The sequence below is a fragment of the Salinivibrio sp. PR932 genome, from assembly GCF_001996125.1.
Taxonomy (GTDB): domain Bacteria; phylum Pseudomonadota; class Gammaproteobacteria; order Enterobacterales; family Vibrionaceae; genus Salinivibrio; species Salinivibrio proteolyticus.
In genome coordinates this window covers 1-22,628 of the sequence record NZ_MUFM01000037.1, presented here as the reverse complement: position 1 = coordinate 22,628, position 22,628 = coordinate 1, and the positions used below count along the sequence as shown (strand labels likewise).

General features: G+C 48.9%; 15 protein-coding genes, 1 pseudogene and 1 riboswitch. Of the genes and pseudogenes, 3 read left to right on the top strand and 13 right to left on the bottom strand.

Going from position 1 to position 22,628, the window contains the following annotated elements; translation table 11 throughout:
- Positions 1-12 precede the first annotated feature (12 nt).
- Together BZG84_RS14195 and BZG84_RS14190 are read right to left on the bottom strand one after the other, a co-directional pair.
- The gene (locus BZG84_RS14195; RefSeq protein WP_077678368.1) at positions 13-1,989 is read right to left on the bottom strand and encodes a hypothetical protein; all 1,977 of its coding nucleotides are present in this window, start codon (positions 1,987-1,989) and stop codon (positions 13-15) included.
- A 5-nt stretch (positions 1,990-1,994) separates the two neighbouring features.
- Positions 1,995-5,477: a hypothetical protein gene (locus BZG84_RS14190; RefSeq protein WP_077678367.1), complete on the bottom strand. Its 3,483-nt coding sequence runs from the start codon at positions 5,475-5,477 to the stop codon at positions 1,995-1,997.
- Between the two features lie 142 nt (positions 5,478-5,619).
- Here BZG84_RS14190 and BZG84_RS14185 point away from each other — a divergent pair, with 142 nt between their 5' ends.
- Entirely contained in the window at positions 5,620-6,480 is an 861-nt protein-coding gene (locus BZG84_RS14185; RefSeq protein WP_077678366.1) for a helix-turn-helix transcriptional regulator, read from the top strand.
- Positions 6,481-6,648: 168 nt separating this feature from the next.
- On the opposite strand, the gene BZG84_RS14180 is transcribed toward BZG84_RS14185, so the two are convergent.
- The 3 genes and pseudogenes from BZG84_RS14180 to BZG84_RS16650 form a co-directional block, all read right to left on the bottom strand.
- The gene (locus tag BZG84_RS14180; RefSeq protein ID WP_077678365.1) at positions 6,649-7,551 is read right to left on the bottom strand and encodes a homocysteine S-methyltransferase family protein; all 903 of its coding nucleotides are present in this window, start codon (positions 7,549-7,551) and stop codon (positions 6,649-6,651) included.
- Positions 7,552-7,632: 81 nt separating this feature from the next.
- Positions 7,633-8,052: a CZB domain-containing protein gene (locus BZG84_RS16655; RefSeq protein WP_415752733.1), complete on the bottom strand. Its 420-nt coding sequence runs from the start codon at positions 8,050-8,052 to the stop codon at positions 7,633-7,635.
- Positions 8,053-8,070: 18 nt separating this feature from the next.
- A pseudogene (locus BZG84_RS16650) lies at positions 8,071-8,463 on the bottom strand (methyl-accepting chemotaxis protein); the annotation flags it as partial.
- A 437-nt stretch (positions 8,464-8,900) separates the two neighbouring features.
- On the opposite strand from BZG84_RS16650, the gene BZG84_RS14170 reads away from it, so the two are divergent.
- Positions 8,901-9,926: a potassium channel family protein gene (locus BZG84_RS14170; RefSeq protein WP_077662693.1), complete on the top strand. Its 1,026-nt coding sequence runs from the start codon at positions 8,901-8,903 to the stop codon at positions 9,924-9,926.
- A gap of 83 nt (positions 9,927-10,009) precedes the next feature.
- Here BZG84_RS14170 and thiD read toward each other — a convergent pair whose 3' ends face one another.
- From thiD to BZG84_RS14145, 5 genes are all read right to left on the bottom strand, one after another.
- On the bottom strand, positions 10,010-10,867 hold the full coding sequence (gene thiD / locus BZG84_RS14165) for a bifunctional hydroxymethylpyrimidine kinase/phosphomethylpyrimidine kinase (RefSeq protein WP_077678363.1): 858 nt from the start codon (positions 10,865-10,867) through the stop codon (positions 10,010-10,012).
- Positions 10,868-10,928: 61 nt separating this feature from the next.
- Positions 10,929-11,029, bottom strand: a riboswitch (TPP riboswitch).
- 62 nt (positions 11,030-11,091) lie between these two features.
- Entirely contained in the window at positions 11,092-12,852 is a 1,761-nt protein-coding gene (locus BZG84_RS14160) for a putative bifunctional diguanylate cyclase/phosphodiesterase (protein WP_077678362.1), read from the bottom strand.
- A complete protein-coding gene (locus BZG84_RS14155) occupies positions 12,849-14,744 on the bottom strand; it encodes a PAS domain-containing sensor histidine kinase (protein ID WP_077678361.1) in 1,896 nt (631 codons plus the stop codon). Before BZG84_RS14155 ends, BZG84_RS14160 begins: the two co-directional genes overlap by 4 nt.
- Positions 14,745-14,806: 62 nt before the next feature.
- Positions 14,807-15,073, bottom strand: a complete 267-nt coding sequence (locus BZG84_RS14150) for a DUF3081 domain-containing protein (protein ID WP_069586758.1) — start codon at positions 15,071-15,073, stop codon at positions 14,807-14,809.
- A 17-nt stretch (positions 15,074-15,090) separates the two neighbouring features.
- Positions 15,091-15,879, bottom strand: coding sequence for an HAD family hydrolase (locus tag BZG84_RS14145; RefSeq protein WP_077662697.1), 789 nt, complete (start codon positions 15,877-15,879; stop codon positions 15,091-15,093).
- 462 nt (positions 15,880-16,341) lie between these two features.
- On the opposite strand from BZG84_RS14145, the gene BZG84_RS14140 reads away from it, so the two are divergent.
- Entirely contained in the window at positions 16,342-18,609 is a 2,268-nt protein-coding gene (locus BZG84_RS14140) for a bifunctional diguanylate cyclase/phosphodiesterase (protein WP_198536739.1), read from the top strand.
- On the opposite strand, the gene BZG84_RS14135 is transcribed toward BZG84_RS14140, so the two are convergent.
- The 3 genes from BZG84_RS14135 to BZG84_RS14125 all read right to left on the bottom strand — a co-directional run bounded on the left by BZG84_RS14135 (position 18,577) and on the right by BZG84_RS14125 (position 22,538).
- On the bottom strand, positions 18,577-19,221 hold the full coding sequence (locus tag BZG84_RS14135) for a GNAT family N-acetyltransferase (protein WP_241825809.1): 645 nt from the start codon (positions 19,219-19,221) through the stop codon (positions 18,577-18,579). The genes BZG84_RS14140 and BZG84_RS14135 overlap by 33 nt on opposite strands.
- A gap of 185 nt (positions 19,222-19,406) precedes the next feature.
- Positions 19,407-20,276, bottom strand: a complete 870-nt coding sequence (locus BZG84_RS14130) for a DMT family transporter (protein WP_077678359.1) — start codon at positions 20,274-20,276, stop codon at positions 19,407-19,409.
- Positions 20,277-20,561: 285 nt separating this feature from the next.
- Positions 20,562-22,538 (bottom strand): replication initiator protein RctB domain-containing protein, encoded by a 1,977-nt coding sequence (locus tag BZG84_RS14125; protein ID WP_077662700.1) that lies wholly within the window; start codon positions 22,536-22,538, stop codon positions 20,562-20,564.
- Positions 22,539-22,628 lie beyond the last annotated feature (90 nt).

Sequence of the window (22,628 nt, the reverse complement as noted above, 5' to 3'; positions counted from 1 at the left end):
AGTGGCAAGTTTTTAAGTATTACTGTACTTGAATCTATCTTTACACTCCGCCAAATACTTGAAAGGAAAAGGTTTTACTGTCGCTAACTTATTACGGATGAAATAGCTTTGAGTCAGTGTTAAACAAACTTGTTTTAAGTCTTCTGGGCCTTCTAGATATCTCAAGTGGTTGAACTGGCCTCGGTGAAACTTGAACCCTCCTTTTTCAATGCCCACAAAATAAGCAGAATGGTCAGCGTCATAGAAGTGTCCGGTTAAAGCTTCTAGGTATTCGTTATGCTCACCTTTTATCGAATAATTGAGCATGATGCCTGTTTGCTCAAAGTAACCGTCAACCAATGCTTTTTCTGCGGTTGATCGGTATCCAATCTGGGCAATTTTAAGATCTTGTTTGTCAAACTCTTCCTGCAAGGGGTGCGTGTTTAGCATTGATACTAGCTTGTCGTAAACGGGATCTTGCTTATAGGCACCATCAGCAAGAAAATGTTCGATAAACGCACGACTTATGCCCTGTTGGTTGCTTCTCTTTAGATGTTCCAATACTTCAAAAAGCTGTGCCGCATCGGGAATCGCCGCAATTTCCTCATGCACGATAGTGCAGATGCGAGGGGATTGCTGTCCCATGTCGATCACATAACTGAGCGTTTCAAAATAACGTTTTTTTTCAGGCAGTTCGATACCAAGATCATCAAAGTAAAACGCATCTTGTTGTTCATACTGAAAACATCCGTTGCGACATTTTAAGATATGAAAGATTGGATCCTTATTGCCATATGGGGGATCTTCTCTCTCTACAAACCAATAGACCCCTTGCAACTCTTGAATGAAGAACTGCTGCGCTAAGCACTCTTGCTTAATAGCCATTTCTTTGACTAGCGCATCAATGATCGGGCTCAGTGCATTACCTTTCGTTTTGTTTCGTACCGAAGTAATTGTGACGTTGTAGATACTTTGCGTCACTCTATGTTCGGAATAGAAACTTGCTTTGGGATCAGATCGCCCTGCTTTGTCGTAGTCTTCGGGACTGTCTAAAACCACGAGTAAAGGTTTGCTCGCATCAATGCTCGCTTCAGAATCCAAGAATTCAATCTTTACCGGCCATCGCTGCTGTTTCAGTCTCTCAAACCCTTCCTCTTTCAATGATGCATTTACCACTTGTAAACCACCATGATTATCAATCACTTGATAAATGCGTTGATACACGTTTTCCACATCACACTTTTTATAGTGCTTTCGCCAAGTTGCCTTAATAGCCTTTAGCTGCATCGACAGGCAGCCAGAGAAATGATGATTCATCAGGTCAACAAAGTGATAAAGAGCCCCCGTTTTTGTTTTTTTCAGTGATATCAGCTCCTTACCAGATATATCGATGGCATTGGTGGTAAATTTTCCTTTTCCTGGGCTGTGAACAATCAGATTTCCTTTCGGGTTGCGTCGCAAAAGCCCACTTTCCATGTCAAATTCAAACTTAGGTAGGCTTTCAATGGTGTTTGCGCGCTTGTGCGCCGTTTCTATTGGCGAGAATGTGGTTCCATCCATGGAGATAAATAACGCGTTAAAACGCACACTTTCTTTAAGATCAAACTTGATGCATTTGTACACGGTATGCTCAAAGAACTTCTCCGGCTCTACAAAGAGAAACGTTTCCCCAAGCCCTGAAAAAAACTCACTCGACGCTACTTTCCCAAGGGCTCGCACAAACAGGCGCCCTAACAATAGTGGCGAACAGTCTTCAAACGCCACGCGCTCAAAGGCAATATCGGCCGACTCCGGCTTGGTTTTATCGTGTTGATCGCGAAGTATCCAGTAGTAACCTGAGTGTTTAATGAGCGCTTTGGGCTTAGCCACTCGTTCAACAAGACTCAGTTGATGTGCATAACCAGTACTTCCAACCCTCTTATCCAATGAGGCTTTGTAGATTACGTACTTTTGATTCAACGCATCAAAATCAAAGGTTAGGTTAATCAGTGTGGTTAAACTTCGACTCATCGACTTCACTCCGCAAACTGGTTTAATAATTCGAGTAGTTGATTCATGGGAGGAACATTGTTCGTACCCGACTCTCGGTCAATGATCCCAGGAATTTCAATCACGTCCGCGATATTTGGAATAACATGCTCAACAAATGGTTTATCCTCACTCTCGTATTGGCGCGAATTGATCCCGCCTGCACCACTCCATATAGTATTGATGTACAAAGCTTGCAGATGCTTATTTACAAACTCGTCGGGTGGGTTTTTCCTAATTTGCTGCAGCTTGACTTGGCATTTATCTAAAGTGTTGTCGTGAACCAAACATCCCAGCTCTAAGTCCCAATGCTTAACATCAACCAACAAAATTCGGTTGCCGAGTGCAATGTAGCCATCGAACCACTCTACGCATCCACTTGGCATGGCATGCAATGGATAACCAAATGCCATCAGGATCGCACTTACCGCTTCTTCGCCAAGTGCTCCCATGTAGAGATCAAACATTGCTGGCGCTAATACAAACTGAGCTTTGCCAAAGGTGGTGGCAAAACCATTGGCGTCGAAATGCGCCGACACCAATGAGTTTTTCATCAGCAAAGGAAGCCGAGCTGCCGCCTCCGATACTTCGCGTAACCCAGATTCATCCGCTGGATTAATAAAAATTTCAGTGATGCCTTTCTCTTCAGAATAATCAATTTGATAGTGATACTGGCCGAGTGGGTCCTGAACATCGATGTAGTAACGAACTTCCTCTCCCATTGGCGAAGATGGCAGAGTCGGTTTTGTCAGCATCCATTGACGCAACCTTTCGTACTGGCCAATCGAATTTTCATTCTGGTGTTCATAAACGCTGGTCACAAGCCTTTGTATATGGGCATAGTTTCTTGAGGCCCGGGGGTGATAGGACATTTGCCGCTTTTCGTGCTCTTTGGCTTGATAGTGCAGCTTAATCTCCGTCACCAGTGCTTGGTATTCGTGAGAAAGGAAAGAGAGATTGCGATTGTCTTTTGCCAGGGTTTCCACAAAATCAGCAACTGCGTCATACATAATGGTGATTTGATTTTGCTTCCACTCGGTACGACACATACGGCCCAGCGCTTGTTCGATAAAACGATAAACAGCATATCGATAATCTTCGCTCTTTTTATAACTTGAGATCAGAGATCTAATGGCGGAATTATTCACGCGCGCAGCAATGAGAGGTTTGAGCTTCGATTTAGCTTCGTTGGCGGCCATAATGCCCTTTTCATGTAGCATAAAGGTATCGTGAATACTCTTTTTGATGGCTAGATCGCGCTCATCCACCGCCAAGTCGTCGCTAATTAAACGACCAATCAATGTCGTCGGTTGCTCAAGATAAATGGAGTCAATATCGGTTTTATGCTGGAATGGTTTAATGCCTTCAGGGCCTACGTAGGTTAATGTATGATCATCTCTCATCGTGTATGAGGGCGATAATCCCGCCCCCGTCGCCTGGTAGTTAGTGATCACGACGACTTTTTGAGTTGTGGTCTCCAATCGTTTTAAGATCGCTTGGAATTGGTCATTTCTAAATGAAGCGGCATTAATATTTTCAAAAATAGTTACATTGTACTTCTCACCCACCCGCTTCATGAAATCCATGAACTCATGATTCCTATAGCTTTTGTTGATCATGCAAAAATGGTATCGGTTGCTTGGATGCAAAGAGAACTGACGGATTGACTCGACTAGCTTATTGGCTCTCTTAATAGAGTGCGATAAGCCTTGAGTATCCGTGCTTAAAAGCTTACACAGTTCATTCTCAAGTAGCACTGAATGCAACTTTGTTCCTTTGAATTCTTGATAAAGCGCTTCTACACCGCCCCAATCCACACGCTCGGAAATGCCCTTAACACTAATCAGAATCTGGTTTTCTGCATATCTACGTTTTGCATAGTACTCTGCTTGTATCGCCGCTTTCTGGGCGGAGTTGAGACGTACTAAACGGTCAGAAAGCACTTCACTGAGATAGTCGAGATCAAAATTATGAATTGCCGTGCGGCTGGTAGCCGTTGCACTAACACCGAGGACTTTTGCCCCAGCTAGCACCCAATGGGCGAGTAAGCCTGTCGATGTTAATGCCAAATCAAATGTAGACGCCTTGGCGGTATTGTCGGTGTCGCTGTATTTAGCAATATTAGCAATTTCGTAGCCGCTGTCGTGAAAGCTATATGCACGATGCTCATTTTGTACTTTAAAGCTCAATCTGGCCGCAATTAACGACATAATATTTGGCGTCAGATCCACCAGCCCAAGGTGGTTGAGGATTTTCTCTACCAGATTTTCTGTGGTGTAAGTTCTTGAGTCTTCAAATTTCGCCAAGTTATTTTTCAGCTGAAGAATGGCACTGAGCATGCCATTGCAAAAGCTCCGAACAAGCCGGGCACTATTGTTAACGAATTGTATTGCACTTTCGCTACCTTCCGAACCAATTTCATGACTGCCTAACTCATGATTAATCTTTGACTTTAACGCTTCGCGCTCAAAGTTAATGGTATGAATAGACATACGGTCGGAAAGGAGTGTGAATACGCGGTTTTGGTTTTCGCTGCCCTGTTGAATCGTTGCAGTGGTGATGAACGGTCGGTAGTTGATATGCCATTTGTCTTTATGATCAGCGAGTGCATGCCGGAAACGATTAAAACACTGATCGACATTCCTAAATTCTGGCGAGCCGTGAATTTTGAAGCTGTCAAAACTCGCGTAAATTTTTCGGGTTAAGTCGATAATGTCGTAATCAGTAACGGTATTGATTAAATGGTTTAGAAATTCACTTTGCTGACGGTCAAACTCATCCAGGATCAATAGTGAGTTATCAAGAAAATCGCTAACTCTGTAGCTTTTATTAAGGCTATGCCAAGGGTAGAGCAACTTGGATGTGGTTAAAAAGAGTACCTGTGTTTTTTCCTGGTCAATCCTTCGTGCCGGGAATATTCTGTCCAGGACATCATTAAATTCGACATCTTTGCACGCTTTACCCTGCAAATATGTCTTGAGCATAGAGAAGATTTTGCTGTGTTGAGCACGCAGTTCCTCATCAAATACCGACGTGTTACTGCTATTTTTTGCCTGTTCTAATAGAGTGACCTTATCGCGTATCGTTTTGATCGCTTTTCGTTGTTGTACGTCGAGCTGCTCGAATATCGTTGCCCAATCCTGCTCTGATAACGCGGCAATGGCGGTATCTTGAGATGGGATCCAAATGATGTTGCGTTTCAGTTCTAGTTTTTGTTTATCACTTAATGCCGCCTTATCGTCAACGCGCTCAAGTAACGCGTCATACGCTTCTTTCACGTTAACTCTTAAGTTGGTCGCATAAATGAGTGTTAACTTTGAGTCCGCGATAAGGTGCGCTAGCTGAAGTTCGGTGGCCTGGTAAGTCTTCCCTAGGCCTGTCTGAGCATCGATGATTGCCAAAAAGCCGTCTTTTGACTGACAGGTTTCGGGGCCCGCCATCTCGAGGTAAGTTTCAAACAATGCACTCATTATCTTAGCTCCGATATTATTCCAACCCTGCCAGCTGCCTGCCCAGTTGACGAAGAAATGTCCAAAAAATACTATGTCGTCAGTAAAGACAGGTAAATACTGAATACATAAACATGTCGAGTAACTGGACAGGAGTTAAGTAATGAAGAAATGGCCGATCCGGTGGGATTTACTCTTGCGATACCGGATGATTGAGATTGTTGCACTCTGGGAAGGAAGGTTAACCACGAATCACTTGATACAAAGTTTTGGTATCGGGCGACAGCAGGCGTCCAAAGATATTAATTCCTATCTAGCCGAGATCGCGCCAGGTAATCTTGTTTATGATAAGTATTTAAAGGGTTATAAGCCCAGCGAGCACTTTATCCCCAAGCTCACTTCTGGTCATGCCGACGAGTATCTTCACATCCTTTCCCGCCGCGACGATATCACCGTGACATTTGATGACCTTGACATGGGGTTTGAACATACGGCAATGATCCGTCCGGTGACACGTAATATTGCACCTGAAGTGTTGCGGCCTCTAATTCAAGCCATTCGAGATAAAAAACGTGTCGATATTTGCTACACATCGTTAAAAGATGGTGAATTCGTCGAAAGGATAATATCGCCTCATACATTGGTTTGTACCCCGTTACGCTGGCATGTTCGCGCCTATTGCGAGCATGCGAGAGGTTATCGTGATTTTGTATTGAGTCGCATTCATGGCATCCCAGACATTAATGATAATGCTGCTCACGGAAAACAAGAGGATACACTTTGGAATACGAATGTAGTCATCGAACTTATACCGGACACTCGTCTTGGCGATAAGCAAAAAGCTGTACTCGAAAAAGATTATGGCATGGTCAATGGCACCCTGAGAATCCCCACCAATGCCTCTTTCGTTCGTTATCTTTTAATTGCTTATAACATCGATATACACATGCAAAAATACAATCCCCAAGGGCAGCAGATTGTGGTGGGTAATATGGATGAATTGATGCCGTACCTTGCTTATTAAAAAAGCCAGCTATCGTGCCAATAAGAATGACTAAGATAACTCATAGTTAGGCCTGTCGATTCAGTAAATCAAAGACTCAACAGCCTATTATCCAGTCTACGCAGGAGCGCGGGAACGAGTGGTGCATTGGCTCCGGTATGCATTCCCACGCCGGAGCGTGGGAACGAGTTAATCTGCTAACTGCGAAAACTTGATGATCTCGTGAGATTGTTCAAGGGTTTGCGCTAGGTGTTGGATGTGGGCGGGGGTGATTTCGCAGCAGCCGCCGACCACGAGGGCACCGTCGGCGATCCATTGTTGTACGCGTTCGGTGTGTACTAGCGGTGAGAGATCTTCACGGGCCTCTAGCGCATCGGCTTTGCTGCCTTTGGCCATATCATCCACGGATTTAAAGGCATTCGCATAGCCACCCACGGTGTGATAGTTCCGTGCCATGTGTGGCATTGCAGTGGTCAATACGGCTGGATCACAGCAATTGAGCATCACCGCTGTGGGGGCGTAGTCAGCCACGGCACGCATTGCCTCGTTAAGCGACTCGCCAGAGCGTAAGTTGCCATCAGCCTCGAGACGAAATGCAACGCCATAAGGCTTACCTTGCTCGCGAGCGGCGGCACAGGCTGCGCGTGCTTCGAGTGTGTTGCTCATGGTTTCGATAAGAAAGACGTCCACGTCAGGCTGTAGGCGCGCAATATGAGCAAACTCCGCTTTCATGTCTTCAAAGCTACGCTGGGGCTGACCAAGATAGCTGCCGACTAGAGGGGGTAAGCAACCGGCAATATCAACGTCTTCACCGGTTTCGTCGATGGCTTGTTGCAATGCAAAAAACGCCTGCCGATAGATGGTGTCAATGCTATCGAGCAACCCCGCCTTCGCCAAGCGTGTTGGAGTGGCCGGATAGGTATTGAGAGTATGCGTTTTGGCGCCTGCCCGGATAAAGTCTTTGTGTACGTCTTTAACAATATCCGGATGCTCTAACATTACCGCCACCGACCAAAGCCGTGAGCTCACTTGTGGCGCTCGCTGATAAATTTCTTGCCCTAGGCCACCATCGAGTAATGCAATCGACGTCATGGTAACTTCAGCCTCCTTCGGCTTTTTATCCTTGATTTAGGATGAGATTACCATCTGTGTCGTTATTTCACACTCATCGTGTTACGCGACTTCTTCGCTGCCTTCAATCGCCAGATGTTCAAGTTTATCAATCACCGTCATACTGGCATTCTCCATCCCTGTTAGCGCCGCGATCATCTGCTCGGGTTGCTGTGCATGAAACGCTGCTACCGCCGCTTTCGCGTGAGTGTGTACTTGCTCATGAGGGGCGGCGATAGCTTTAAAACTTTGTAACTGGGCGAAGTACTGTCGTCCTTCGCCGCGGTCGTACCACTGCCCTAAGCGGCACTGGGTATGGTCTGTCACATCATCGGCGTTCATGCTATCTTCACCGAGCACCACACGATAAATCGCAAACTTAAAACTGATATGGTCGAGTTTTGCCAGTTCACAAAAGGCACGCAATGCCGATGCTTTAATAGTGGTTCGACTGTGCTGCGCCTGCTCACTTTGCGTCGCCATCGCATCTGCCACCTGTTGGCCTTGCTCACTATATTCAATCGCTTCACTGGCAAGCTGATCGGTTAGCGTACACGCATGCCCACTCCCGGCGCGAATCTTCTCCACCAGCTGAGTAATATCTTGCGTAGCGGTGGAGGTGCGTTCGGCGAGGTTACGGACTTCATCAGCCACCACGGCGAACCCCCTCCCTTGCTCGCCAGCTCGAGCTGCTTCAATCGCCGCATTCAGGGCCAACAGATTGGTTTGGTCAGCCACATCGCGAATCAAGTTCACAATGCCACTGACTTCCTGTGCGTGTTGGTCAAGAGCACGAATTGCTTCCGACGATTGCTGACATTGCGCGGATAATGACTGTACATGGCGAGCAAGATCATTGACTTGTTCGGCACATGACGCCGCCTGATGGCTCACCTCCGTCACACGCTCTTTTTCACCATTAATAGTTTCTGCTAGAGTCGCCAGCGAAGATTGGGTCGAGGTAATCGAATCACCAAAATGGCACAGGTTAGCGTCGATCGCTTTACCGGTTTGGCGTTTTTTCTGTACCACGGCCAGCTCCGATTCTAACGCCGCCTTTTCGCTGTGCAGCGCGTCTATCTGGGCATTGACTTGCTCCAGTTTTAGTTGTAATTCAGTACGTTTTTGTTGTTCTTGTTCGAGTTGACGACGAGATGTAAACACGTGAAGCCCTCCGAGTTGTTAATATACATATTGTACGCCTTATACATACGCATGTGCTTGTAATCGATTAAACTGTGATCCTCTCAACGCCAATGCGTTGATTTACACTGTAAACCCATAAAAAATCCCTTCATACTGGCGTTTCCATAGCGAATGAGCGAGACACTATGACCTTTTGGTTGCTTTTTAAACGTTGGATTATCAGCCACTTCGCCCATTTAAACGGGCGTATTCTCGGATTGGTCGTACTCGCCTACGGCATCATTGGCTGGCTGCTTTTACAATCGGCGGGTGAAACTGAGATGACTCAGTCACTCAGTCGCTACATCTATTACTTAGTGGTCACCGCCTCTACCGTGGGATATGGCGATTACTCACCCGCCACCGAGGCAGGACAGTGGATTACCGCCTTTTGGATCATTCCCGGTGGACTCGGTCTGTTTGCGGTGGTGATTGGGCATGTAACCAGTGCTTTAGTGGATTATTGGCGACGTGGATTACAAGGAAAACGGAGTCTTACTGTGAAAAATCATATTTTAGTTTTGGGGTGGAACGGTCAGCGTACCATTCAGTTAATCCGTTTATTGCAAAGCGGTATTCATGGCGAGCGCCCGATCGTGCTTTGTGTCCGTCCTGAAATGGAAAATCCGCTGCCTGGCGAGGTAGAGTTTGTGCGCGTGACCAGCTTTACTGATGCCGAGGGCATTGCGCGCGCCGGCATCGACAGTGCCGCGAGTATTATTATCGATAACCCAGAAGACGATATCACGCTTTCTGCGGCGCTGTTCTGCGCTCACAAAAACCCTTCCGCTCATTTGCTCGCGTATTTTCAAGATGATGCACTCAGCCAAATATTGAAGCAGCACTATCCGCACGCTGAATGTGTGCCGTCTGTGTCGGTGGAAATGCTGGCAAAAGCGGCCGTTGATCCCGGTTCAAGCCAATTACATCACGAGCTATTGAGCACGGCTCAAGGGATGACCCAATACTGTGCCCGCTACCCCACCGATGCGAGTGCAACCGATGTCGGCACCTTGTTTAATCAATTAAAGCATGAGCATGATGCAACCTTAATTGGTCTCGACAAAGGCGATGGGATCACCCTGAACCCTCGCCTACACACTGAAGTGGCACCGGGCGATCGCATCTTTTATATCGCCGCCGAGCGTTTACCACATTGGTCTGCCGCCTAACGGACGCGTCCAACGCATCTTTGCTGTTTTCTTTCCGATGCCGCTGCCCCACTTGGGTTGCAGCGGATCGTTTCCATCTCGTCTCAGGGCAATTCCGCGACAGCATGCTCTGCTGGCGACAGACACAAATTATCAGGGTAAGCGTAAAAATGATGCACCGGCCCAGCACCTCTTCCGACCGTTAGCTGCTGACTATGCGCTAAAGCCTCTGTCAAATACTGCTTAGCCGCTCGCCCGGCTTCAATGGGCGTCATTCCCTGCGCGTAATAAGAGGCGATTGCAGCAGACAGTGAACATCCGGTGCCATGGGTGTTGGTAGTTTCAATGCGGCGTGCGCGCAAGGTTTGACAGGTATCTTGGCTAATCCACACATCCACGCTTTCAGGGGCGTGATGTAAATGGCCCCCTTTGAGCATCACGTAAGGACAGCCTAGATGGCGAAGTGCCGGCACCAGCTCATGCATTTGCTCTATAGAGGTAGGCACAGGCCGACCGGTTAAGCGAGCGGCCTCCGGCAAGTTGGGAGTGAGCACCGTTGCTCGCGGAATAAGCTCTTCAATCAACGCCCTCATGGCCTGCTCGTCGAGCAAAGGGTCGCCGCTGGTCGCGACCATTACGGGATCTAAAATCACCGGTAAGTGTGGCGACCGTGCCAGCACAGCAGCGACTTCACGAATAATCGCTTGATTGGCCAGCATACCGATTTTCACCGCACGCACCGGCATGTCGTATAACACTGCATCTAATTGGGCGCGCACAAAATCGGGCTCAACCGCCGAGACGGCCTCGACACCGCAGGTATTTTGCGCGGTTAGCGCGGTGATCACCGAGCACGCATAGCCGCCGGTCGCTGAAATCGCTTTAATGTCGGCTTGAATGCCCGCACCACCACCGCTGTCTGAGCCGGCAATGGTAAGAATAACAGGTGGAGATAGGTTCATAATGGCCCCTTAATCATCAGGGGCGGAAGGAGACAAAGTACGGCAGTATGCATCACTTTGTGCGCTGATCGTGTCAGTTCCCTCCGCCAGTGCTAACTGGATCAGGTTCTACGGGTCCTGCTTTCGCAGTCTCAGCAATTACTTGCTCCCCGACTAACTGTGTTCAGAATATGCATCCTACGGATAAAGCGCAAGCCTCATCTCTAATCCGATGATGACCACGGCTATCCAGACACGGGCGCACTGATAGCCGTCGCTGGGCACTCACATCCGGTTTGCAGAAGCTGTTCAAACTGTTCTGTTCCCAGCGGTTTGGCATACAAGAAGCCTTGCACTTGATCGCAGCCAATACGCTGCAAAATCTGTTGCTGGCCAACTTCTTCCACGCCTTCGGCCACCACACCGTGGCCAAACCCATGCGCTAGGTCGATCACGCTACCAACAAGGTGTTTGTCACCGGCGTTAGATGCAAGATCTTGAATAAAGCTACGATCAAGCTTCACCCAATCCACAGGAAGCTGTTTCAAATAGCTCAATGAACTGTAGCCTGTGCCAAAATCATCAAGCGCAATGTGCATCCCCGCATCACGGAGCTGTTGTAACTCTTTGAGCGCCACCGACATGTGTCGAATTAACGCCGATTCAGTAACCTCAAGCTGAATGATTTGGGTGGGTACTTCCAGCGCTTGGCAGCGGGCAAGAATGCTGTCGGCAAAACCGTGGCGAAGTTGCTGGGAAGAGACATTGATGGCTAAGTGAAACGCCTCGGGCAAGGTGTATTGCTCTCGCCAACGGACCAGCGCGCGCAACGCCATAGAAAAAACTGCATCGCCGAGTTGGATCATATCGGCACTTCGCTCGGCAATGGGAATAAACTCGGCCGGGCTGATCGCTCCCAGTTGCGGATGACGCCAACGTAATAACGCCTCAGCGCCTACCATGCTACCAGTATTGAGATCCCATTTGGGCTGAAAGACCAAAGACAGACCCCCTTGTTCAAGGGCAGGGCTAAGTCCATTACGGATCATATGCTCACGTTGCGATTTCGCATCCAACTCTTGGCGATAATGACCCACTTCGGTGTCATCGGTCGGGATGGCTAGAATCGCTTGGCGAAAGAGTTGCTCCACATCGTGATGCTCCCCTTCCGCTTGAGCTATTCCCACATGGCAGTGCATCGACATCAAACGGCCATCAAGGGTGTGATGCCCACTCAATAATCGACAAATCCGCTTGGCAAGTGCGTCAATGGCGGTGATATCTCCTTCCACTACCATCACCAAACGTGTGTTATCCCAGACACCAATGCGCCGCCCTCTTGCGACCGAGCTACTGGCTAAGAGCCCCGCTAGGTGCTTATACAGCGCTTCTGTCATTAAGTGGCCTTGATGCTGTGTGACCGCCTCCATCCCATCCAACGCGATCATAAACACGGTCACCATCCCCTTGGTGAGTTGACGTTCAGCCGCATCCACCAGCGCACGTCGATTGGGTAGATTGGTTAGAGGATCGGTTAAAGACAGGGTACGTAATGCCGCAGTTTGCTTATTCACTAACATTTGCAAACGTGCCGCTTGATCACGCTCTTTCAGGGTTTTGAATTGAAAATGAAGAATATTATGGATGCGCTGGAGCACTTCATGGTGATCAAACGGCTTGGTGAGATAATCAATGGCCCCACGGCATAAGGCTTGATTGCGCAGATTGTTGTCACTATCGGCAGTAAGCACCATCACCGGGGGACAGTGCTCGCCGAGCGTATTGTTCAGCAGATCGAGAACATCTAGCCCCGAGCGTTGAGGCATACGCATATCAAGCAACACTAAATCGGGGATCGGTGAGAGGTAATCGGCCACAAGGCGTGGATCGTTAAGGCCTGTAATGTGTTGATAGCCAGATTGCAGCAACATGGCAGTCAACAAGTCGACATTCTCCGGTCGATCATCAATGATCAGGATCTGCGCTTGGGATTTTTCTCGTGTCATGCCCTGTCCTCCAAAAGTGTTTGCATCGCTCGGCCCAACGCCGCACCCGATACCGGTGACGCCAACGTCACAATGCTATCGCTGTGCGATTGCATAGATTCGGTGTCCGGCACGTTAACCACGATCATGGGCCGTTCCCCGAGTCGTAACTGAACCTGATCTGCCGTGTCATCAAGCACCGCATAACTGACCATGAACAGTGAGGGCGGTGTGGTATGCGCCATCGCGGCTGCCAACGATAAATCATGGACACAGGTCAAGGTCAGTAACGGCCAGTCTTCGAACCAATCGGCCATTAAGCGTTGCTGTGCAACGTCTGGTTCAATAAAAAGCACTCGATGCGGCTGGGTAAGGGTAAATGGTGTGGATGAAGACGCTATCTCGGTCAACGACTGGCCACGATAGGGAAAGGTGACGGCAAAACAACTCCCTTTTCCGACTTCGCTGCTCACGGTGATCTCACCTTGCATTTGCGCAATCAATTGCTGTGTGACCGCAAGCCCCACGCCTGCCCCTTCAATATGGGTTTGCTCGGCCGCTAAGCGATTAAAAGGCTCAAATAACGCGCTCAGCTTATCCTGTTCAATGCCAATGCCTGTGTCCGTCACCGCGATCGTTATCGTTTCGGCTTGCTGACGGGTCGATACCGTGACACGTCCTCCGGCATGGTTGTATTTAATCGCATTGCTAATGAGGTTGATCAGCACTTGCTTAAAACGGGTCGCATCGACGTAAATATCGCCGTTGAGTGTGTCCGGTAGAGTATGGCGCAAACTCACCGTCTGGCGATGGGCAAGAGGCAACAGCGAATCGACAGCCTCGCAAATCATCGGACGCAAAGGTGCCCAGCTTGGATCGAGGGAAATTTTTCCCGCCTCGATTTTGGCAAGATCCAGCACATCGTTAATCAGGGCGAGTAAATGACCGCCACTTTGGTGTATTTGTGCCACGTATTGTTGCTGAGTGGCCTCTAACGCCGGCGAGGTCGCATTCATTAATAATTGTGCATAGCCAAGCACACAGTTAAGCGGGGTGCGTAATTCATGACTCATTGCAGAAAGAAAGTCACTTTTCGCTTGGTTCGCCCGCTCCGCGTCTTTCATGGCATTAAGAAGCGGGGTGGCATCGTATGCGACGGTAACAATGGCATATGGCTCACCCTCAAGGTGATGGATAAGGGTTTTCGCCAGCTTAAAGGTGCGGCCATCGTTCAGAGTTACATCGGTATGCACCGGATCGCCATTCATGGTCAGTTGATGATCCAGCGCGTTGAGTGTCTCTCGTCCTCCTTTGGGTAATAACTGGGCAAAGGCATCAGCTAACGCCTCCACATTATCGACCCCAACGGCCTGCACACACGCATGATTGGCCATGGTATATCGCCCGCCTAGCTCGCGGACAAACACTGGATTAGCAATCGCATTGATGATGGTTTTTAGCTGGTTGCGCTCGTGTTTTACGCTCGCTTGCGCCTGCGTGAGCGCGCTAAGATCGGACATGATGCCGATAAACTCACGCCGACTGTCTATCTGTACTTCACTGACCGCGAGGTGTACAGGGACGAGGTACCCATCGACATGACGGGCCTTAACTCGCCGCCCAGTTCCAATCACTTTTGCTTCGCCACCGGTAAGGTATTGCATCAGATAATGCTGATGCTTACCTTCATGCTCTGGCGGCATCAAGCATTCCACATTGTTGCCCACCAGTTGCCGATGGTCATAGCCCAGCAATGTGCGGGTGTAAGGATTGGCATCGATAATCACACCTGATTCATCAATCACCAAAATGGCAGCGGCTGCACTCGCCACGAGTGCTTGATAGTGGGCATCCGTGCCTGTCACTGCGCACTGTTTGTCGGTACGGCTTTTCTTAACGATTTGATTATCCATAACAAACCCTGATCATCGGCCAAAAAAAACGCCCCATGACGGGGCGTTTATCGAATGTTTGGTCACGACTGTCGATAGTTTTTCACCAAGGCATCGACCTTATTCAAGAACTGCGTTTTAAGGTTTTCGTGCTCATAATCCAGGTGATATGTATTGTGAAACCCCACCCGTAACTGTACGCCATTTCCGGCTAAATAAATGGTGTAGCCGTCATAATCTGAGAAGGCTTCAATACCATCTAGGCGATGTCCTTGTTCGGTTTTTTCTCCAAACTGAGTCACTATCTCGTAGGCGCGAAGTAGATATGCAGGATCTAGTTCGTTTTTCACGCTTCCCTCCTGACCGTTTATCGGAATGGCGCATCACCTCCCCGGCGCAAGGAGTGAGACGGCAAAGGCGACGCGATGACCGGATGCGATGGAACAGTGGTTGCTGGTCCCTGTTCGCATGAATGCACCGGCTTTTCTATGATATTGGGCAGCGTCGCGAGTGTATCAAGGGTCAGATCGGGACGCGCTTTCTCTATCTCTGTTCCGTAATTATAGCCGTAAGTCACGCAAACAACAGGCGATCCGACCGACCTTGCGGCCTGAACATCATTCACTGCATCCCCAACAACCAATAACTCTGTAGGCGCAACACGTAAAATCGCCGCGGCCTCATAAATGGCATCGGGACCCGATTGCAAGGCAGCAATCGCGTCAGCGCCTACAATCCGCGTGAAAAAGTGACTCACGCCGAGTGCTTTTAACAAACTATTGGCGTGAACAGTTTGCATGTGCGTGGTACAGATCATGGGCAGCTGTCTGCGTGCCAGTCCTTTCAAGCACTCGAGAACGCCCGGATAGAGTCGTGTTTTTGGCGGTTTTTTGCCCAGATAAGAGGACAAGAAAAGCGTGCGCGCCTGATTCAAGACCGCATCTGACACGCGGCCATTGATCTGGCGTGTTAACACCCGGTGGATCAACAAATCTGCGCCATCACCGATCCAGTCTTTGATCGTATTCGGATCTTCAGGTGGTAGATCGAGCCCTTTCAACATGCCCGATATCGCGTCAACAAGGTCGTCAAATGGGTCCGCTAAGGTCCCATCCAGATCGAAACATACCGCAGAGACATTCTCCAACTTTTTCATGGAACTCCCCCACAATCAATGTGTTATTACTCGGCAGGAACAGAGGTGTTGTCGAGAGTGTGTCATCCATCGACTCACTAGAAGTTAGCAGAGAAGGTCGTGATCCCCTATCGAAAGATCAGGCATAATGTATCGAATCTGCGCGAGAAGAATGAATAATCAACCACCCTTTTCAAAAGTTCGTTTCCTAATCAAGCCACTAACCAATGAGTGATTCACATCACATTTTTGCGTTGTTGCGTCCAGTGATACCGACCTGATGACTGTATAAAAAATACGTCATATTTTTGACGAAGCCGATCGCCGTCAGCACCCAGTGTTCAAACAAGCGTTCACGGAAATGACACAAAATGCCATCAAAACTGTCATCGAGGCACCTTACCCTTATCGCCTCATTGGTTGTCATACGTTGTTTTCTTGATTATGCGCTTTTTGCGATCACAGCCTATTTGGCGATTCGGCGTGGTTATTGCGCTGGCGGGGTTATCCAGTTGGCTGGTTTACACGCTAGACATACAGCGTCAACACGGTTTGTTCTCGGTACAAGTTGAAAAACAGCGTCATGTGCTCAGCAAAGCCTTTTCACATATTTATCAGCTACAACTTTCTGCGCAACTCTTTTTACAGCAAGAAGCTGGCCCTTCCCAAGCGGCATTTCACCGATTCATTGATACCCATACCCGAGATAATGCTGGGATTGATAGTGTGATGTGGTTGCCTCGCGTGAACCGTGCTGAGCTCAGTGATGTTTTTGCCCAACGTCATCCGGTTCAGCCTTATCCGCCATTAAGCCGCAAAGTGTGCCAATGGGTAATGCGTAACGACACCTTCCCCGCACTTTATGTGTCGCCTAAAGCAAAAGAAAATGGCTATCTGGGTTGGCGTGCCGATGCCCAATGTGACAACACTGTGACCATGGAGCGTGCCTATTTCAAACGCCAACCAGAGGCTATGCTCATCAGTGATCAGCATGGGTACGGTGTGCGCTGGTTTGCCGCGATTACCGAACCTGATGGTCAGTTGCGGGGCTATCTTGCGACCACCTTGTATTTCAACTCCTTTTTCCCGGCACTTTGGCAAGGCGACACCCCAGCTCCAGCAATGGCAATGACAGCCAAGGAAGCGTTTGGGCATCAGCAGCTTTTTTCCACCCATTCACCCGCGCAGCTGCGCATCTGGCAAAATCAACGCGCAGATACCGATCTTATTGACATTCCCGGTAGCGAAGAGGGGCTGGTGGTTCAGTTCTTTGATATTCAATCTCGAAGTGCTGCAAGTCGCTATGCCGTTTTAGTCGGCATTTTGGTGCTTGCGTTGGGGCTATCTATTTTGGCGAGTTTCTGGTCCTATGCGAACCGACTCACGCTGGCACAGGCACTAGTAACCAATCAAACACGCCAGCTGTATCATCAAGCTCGGCACGATAGTTTAACTGGGCTGTCCAATCGTGCGGCGCTCGATAGCATACTGGAACGTATGCTGGCGATGTTGAAAGCCCAACGCGCGACAAGCTTTACGTTATTGTTTATCGACCTCGATCGTTTTAAGGCCGTTAATGACTCCCTCGGGCATGTGGTCGGCGATACCTTACTTAGACGTGTCGCGTCGCGATTAACCCGTTACATCCCCGATGAGCGTATCTTTCGCTTTGGTGGCGACGAGTTTATTGTCTTGCTCGAGCAAGATTGTGCATTGGCATTGGCACAAACCAAAGCCAAACAGTTGCTTCGCGCATTGAGTCAGCCTTATTCCGTTGACGAGCATGTTCTCAATATCAGTGCCAGTATCGGCATCGCGACAGTGAATAACGCCAATGCCTCGTTGCTTGATATTATTCAGCAAGCCGATATTGCCATGTATCACGCCAAGCTTACGCGAGAGCGTCTCGCGATATTTCAACCTGCGATGCTGGCCAAAGTACAACACCGCTTTATTGTCGAGCAAGATCTTAAAAAGGCCCTCGTCGAACATCAGTTCACGCTTGCTTATCAGCCTATTTTCGATGGAAAAAATGAAACACTTAGCCACGCCGAGGCGCTATTAAGATGGCACCATCCAACCCTCGGGACCATCTCGCCCGCTGAGTTTATTCCTATCGCAGAGGAAACCGGCTACATCATCGAATTGGGCGAATGGGTATTGGAGCAAGTCGCGCTTAAACTTGATAACTGGAGTGAGCGCTTGCCTACCGATCAGTGCCCAACAATTACGGTTAATGTTTCCGCTAAGCAATGCCAAGCAAGCTCCTTTGCGGATGACATTGCGGACTTGCTCGCACGCCATCAATTTGCACCTCAGTGCTTAGCTTTAGAAATGACAGAAACCGCCTTGCTGGAACACTCCGAGTGTGTCGCGACAAACCTCCATCGTCTCCATCAGTTGGGCGTGAAGCTCTATCTGGATGATTTTGGTACGGGCTACTCGTCGTTATCGTTATTGCGCCAATATCCGTTCAGTGTGGTGAAGATGGACCGCAGCTTTATCATGGATATCGATCAGCCGACCGGCAAAGCAGCCCCTTTGTGTCGTGGGATTATTGCCATGGCCCATGCGCTTGATTTGCGTGTCGTCGCAGAAGGGGTCGAAACACGGCAACAGCTTGCTTGGCTACGTGATCATCAATGCGATTACTTGCAAGGCTATGTGTTATCACGCCCGCTTGAGAGTCACGTCATCGACAAACAGGTGATGCCAGCATCATACCAGCGTATGATGCTTGTGCATGGTTGATGCTGCAGCAAGCGGCGCGGGTTGGGCGTCTAAAGAGACACTATTGATCCCAGGCTGGGTAGAGGCGTGATGTAACCCATACCACTCTTCGCGAAGCACACCGAAACGTAACGCATCATAGTACTCACCTTGAAAGAAGCGCACCGAACGCAACCGGCCTTCTTCTTTCATGCCTAACGCCTTCGCGCAGCGCATCATGCCCGGATTCCCTGACCAAGTAGTCAGCCCTATCCGGTTAAGCGTTTGGCAGCGAAATAACTCATCCACCCACAAGGTCAACGCGCGACGACCGATGCCCCTCCCCCAATCGGCGGGGTCAAAAATAGTGATCCCCACTTCAAGCCAGCGTGTGCGTTTGTCTTCCCAGTAGAAGGTCACATAGCCCACAGGACGTTCATCCACACAAATGACTTTGGCACTGTCTCCAACAATGAAACGTCGGAACAGGCCAAACCGAAAGGACCAAAATGAGACAGGTTCGAGAGGAATATAAGGCGCGTCAAACTGCTTCCACGCGCGAGAGTGATAAATCTGACGCCAGAAATAGGCCGCTTCACGACGAAAGGCGGGTCGAATCGTTACCCGCGGCGTCTCCATTTCCTTCACTTCCATGTTCGTAACGATTTCTCCTTGGGTTCACTACCAAATAATCGGTGATGAGGCCGATGACTTCACGCGGCCTTGCGCAGGCGTCACCCATAACGGCATCCAATCTAACTCAATTAACCACCACATCGCTCACCTCCTATCAACACCCTAGGTTGATACTACGCTCATTTATCAAGTGTAGACGGTTGTCAGCGTGTTGGATGGGTAGATCGTTGCGATAATCCAACGCCGATAAGCACCAAACTGCCACCAATGAGGTGATAGTGCGTTAATACTTCATCAAGCCATATCATAGCAATGCCTGCGGTGAGTACAGGTAATAAGTTCATGTACATCGCGGTACGGCTAGCGCCATTGAGCGCGATCGCATTAAGCCACAATGCAGGCGCCAACACCGACGCGCCAACGGCCGCAAAGCCCACCAAGGGATATGCGTCGGGAACAATATCAGCACTGGGCGCGGCATAAAGCACAGGCAAGAGCATCAATACCGCAAACAATGCCTGTACATACACAGAAACCCAATTTGAAACCGACATCGGCCAGCGTTTGAGTAATACACAATACAAGGCATAAGCAGACGCGCAAATCAACATGAGTCCGTCACCGACAGTGACACCGCTTTCAAGCAGCGCCAAGGGCTGACCTTGGGTGAGCATATACCCAAGCCCCGAGAAGGACAATATCGCGCCAGCGATTGCGATACGTGTTAGAGGTTGGTTCAAAAACCATACGCTAAATAGCAAACTGAGCATCGGGACCAACGACATAATTAACGCCATATTGGTGGCGGTAGTCGTTTGTGCTGCGAAATAGGCGACCGATTGGTTGATCACCATGCCCAGTGACGCCAACACCGCTAGGCGAGGTGCTAATTTAAACACCGCACGTCGTTGTCGCCATAAAGTCGGCAGGCAAAAGGGAGTAAGCACTAAAATTGCAAAGAACCATCGATAGAAAGCCATAGCGCCGGGAGCAATCACCACCACCGCCATCTTGTTGACGATGGTATTCATCGCCCAAATCGACACTGCCGCAAAGGGCAAGAAAACAGGCATAGATCTCCCAAACAACAAAAATCAATGAAGCAAAAGCAGGCAGTTTACACTGTAAACTCACCAATGAAACGCCTAATTTACTGGGCTTTTATGCTAGGAGGTGTTGTTCAGACAAAGAAAAAGCGGGCAAGGGCCCGCTGGCGAGAGAAGTGCCAAAGGATGTCGACGAGGACATCAAATAGGACAAAGGTATCTATCGAGATTGAGTATATCGTCCTTACTTTGGCAATTGTCAGCGCTTGGTTAACTTACTGCCAATCCTTATTGACATGATAAACGGTAATGTCAACGCCCTGAGGCGATCTCATCAAGTACGCTTAATACTTGCCCATCTAAATGGCCTTCATACACGCGCTGACAGACTTTACGACGTACGGCTAAGCCAGAGATCAGTCGCTCGATGGAAAGATGACGCTCTTGCTGCTGTTGGTTATAAAACTCAATGGTACGGCTTAGCGTCTCGTACGGCACCACATTATCACCTACCATCAGCCAATCCAGCTTTTCTAAATAGCCTTGGCATTCTTCCGTGATCACAGACGCTGGATGCCCCGTCATTGCGGATAACGCCGTGATACTACGTTGTAGGGCTTCTTCCGAGGTATATTTCGACAACACGATCGTAAGCTCATCCGCGTTCACTTCAACCAAATGCTTACGTAACTTCACACGCCGCCCTAATCGACCGCTGGACTTTTCTTTGCGCTGAATGGGTTCAAACTCCCCATCAATGATCCCGGAAAGCTGATCAAGGTCTTGTTTGGGTAAAATCTCATTACGCAGCGGGTTCGGCATGGTCGGCGCTAGCGATCGTTTACCTTCGTTATACATCTTGGCCCGTGAATAGCGGATCACTTCATCCACATTGCACTTAATATCCATCCGGTAGTCAGGATACTTTTTATCATCCTCGCGAGTAAGGGTCAGATGATACCCCCACAGATTCACCGCAAACACATCATCCGTCACCTTCCCATCAGCCAGCTTTTTAAGCTCTCGAATGAGATCGCTCGAAAAACGGCGCCATTCGATGTTTCTCGCCATTTTCTGGTTTAGCTCGCTCAGCAACAAGGAATCTTCTAAACGACGCGACAGACGGCTTCTGAAGAGCGAATACAGCTGGAAGACCAAGGTATGCTGACGCAAGATCTCGGGGGGGAACAAGAAGAAATAGTCTCTTGTCATCAACTCTTCGAAGAACGACGGTTCCCACACCAAAATATACAGGTTCGGTTTGATTTTTACTTCACCATCCTCCCCTTCTTTTGGGGCTTCTTCTGACGCTGTGATGGTGCGAGCCAAGAACCGAAATCGGTCACTTTTAAACCCTTCCGGCATGTTTTCGCTCAACCAACGTCCCGTCAGCTCGTGCAACTGAAAGTCGGTGAATTCAATCCGATCGATACTTTCACGGATAGCATCTCGCGCTGGACCACTGTCTTTCTTACCACGCAGCTGCAGGATGTCCGTAATATAAATTGGCGTCTTATTGCCAATGGTTTGGGTCTGCAGTTCATAACTGGGCAGATGATGATCATGGTATTGCACTGTCAGTGTAAATAGCGCGAACAAGGTCATTAGATCGTCCACCGTCATGATAGACTTCGCTGAGCGTGTCTCGATGATCGCTTTGGTGCCACTGATCGCCACCATCGACTTTTGGTAACTTTTTTTCGTTCGCGGCGGTGCCAATGCTTGGTCAATGATCCCAGCCCAACTGGTCGGCGATACCAAGATCTGATCTTTCTCATCCGGCATCGTAGGAGGCGTGCCTAGCCCATGCTCACTGAGCAGTTGGCGATTCACTTGATTTTGTGCCAATGCTTTCGAGCGTTTTTGTTTGACCACATCACGGCTTTTCTCTGTCATTAATCCCGCACTGCCGAGAGTTGAGATTAAACGGCTAGGATTGACGAAGCGATGAAGCATGGTTTTGCCTGCTAAGCCTTCCTCGAACCGCACCGGCTGTTGGATGAATAACCCTAGGCTGACAGCCGCTCGCAGTCGTTGCTGAATCGCGGCACGGGTGAGTTGGCCTTCAGTGGCATCGACCAATTCTGTGGTTGATACATAGCCATCTTGGGAGGAAAAACCACGGACTGAAATCAAGTTGAGTAACTCAAGAATACTTTTGGTTACCCCTTTAAAATGCTCATATTGAGCAAGCCAGTCAACAAGTTGAGCGTGCACTTCAAAAAGATGCCCGTCTTTGTGCGATCGTGGGGCTTTAATCAGTATTTTTTCTGGTTTGGTGCTGCTCATGTGCAGTTCGTTCCTTTCCCGATAGCTTGCTCATTAGAGAGCGAGAATAGTCAAATAAGCAAAGACCGTAAATTGACCATACTTCCAGAT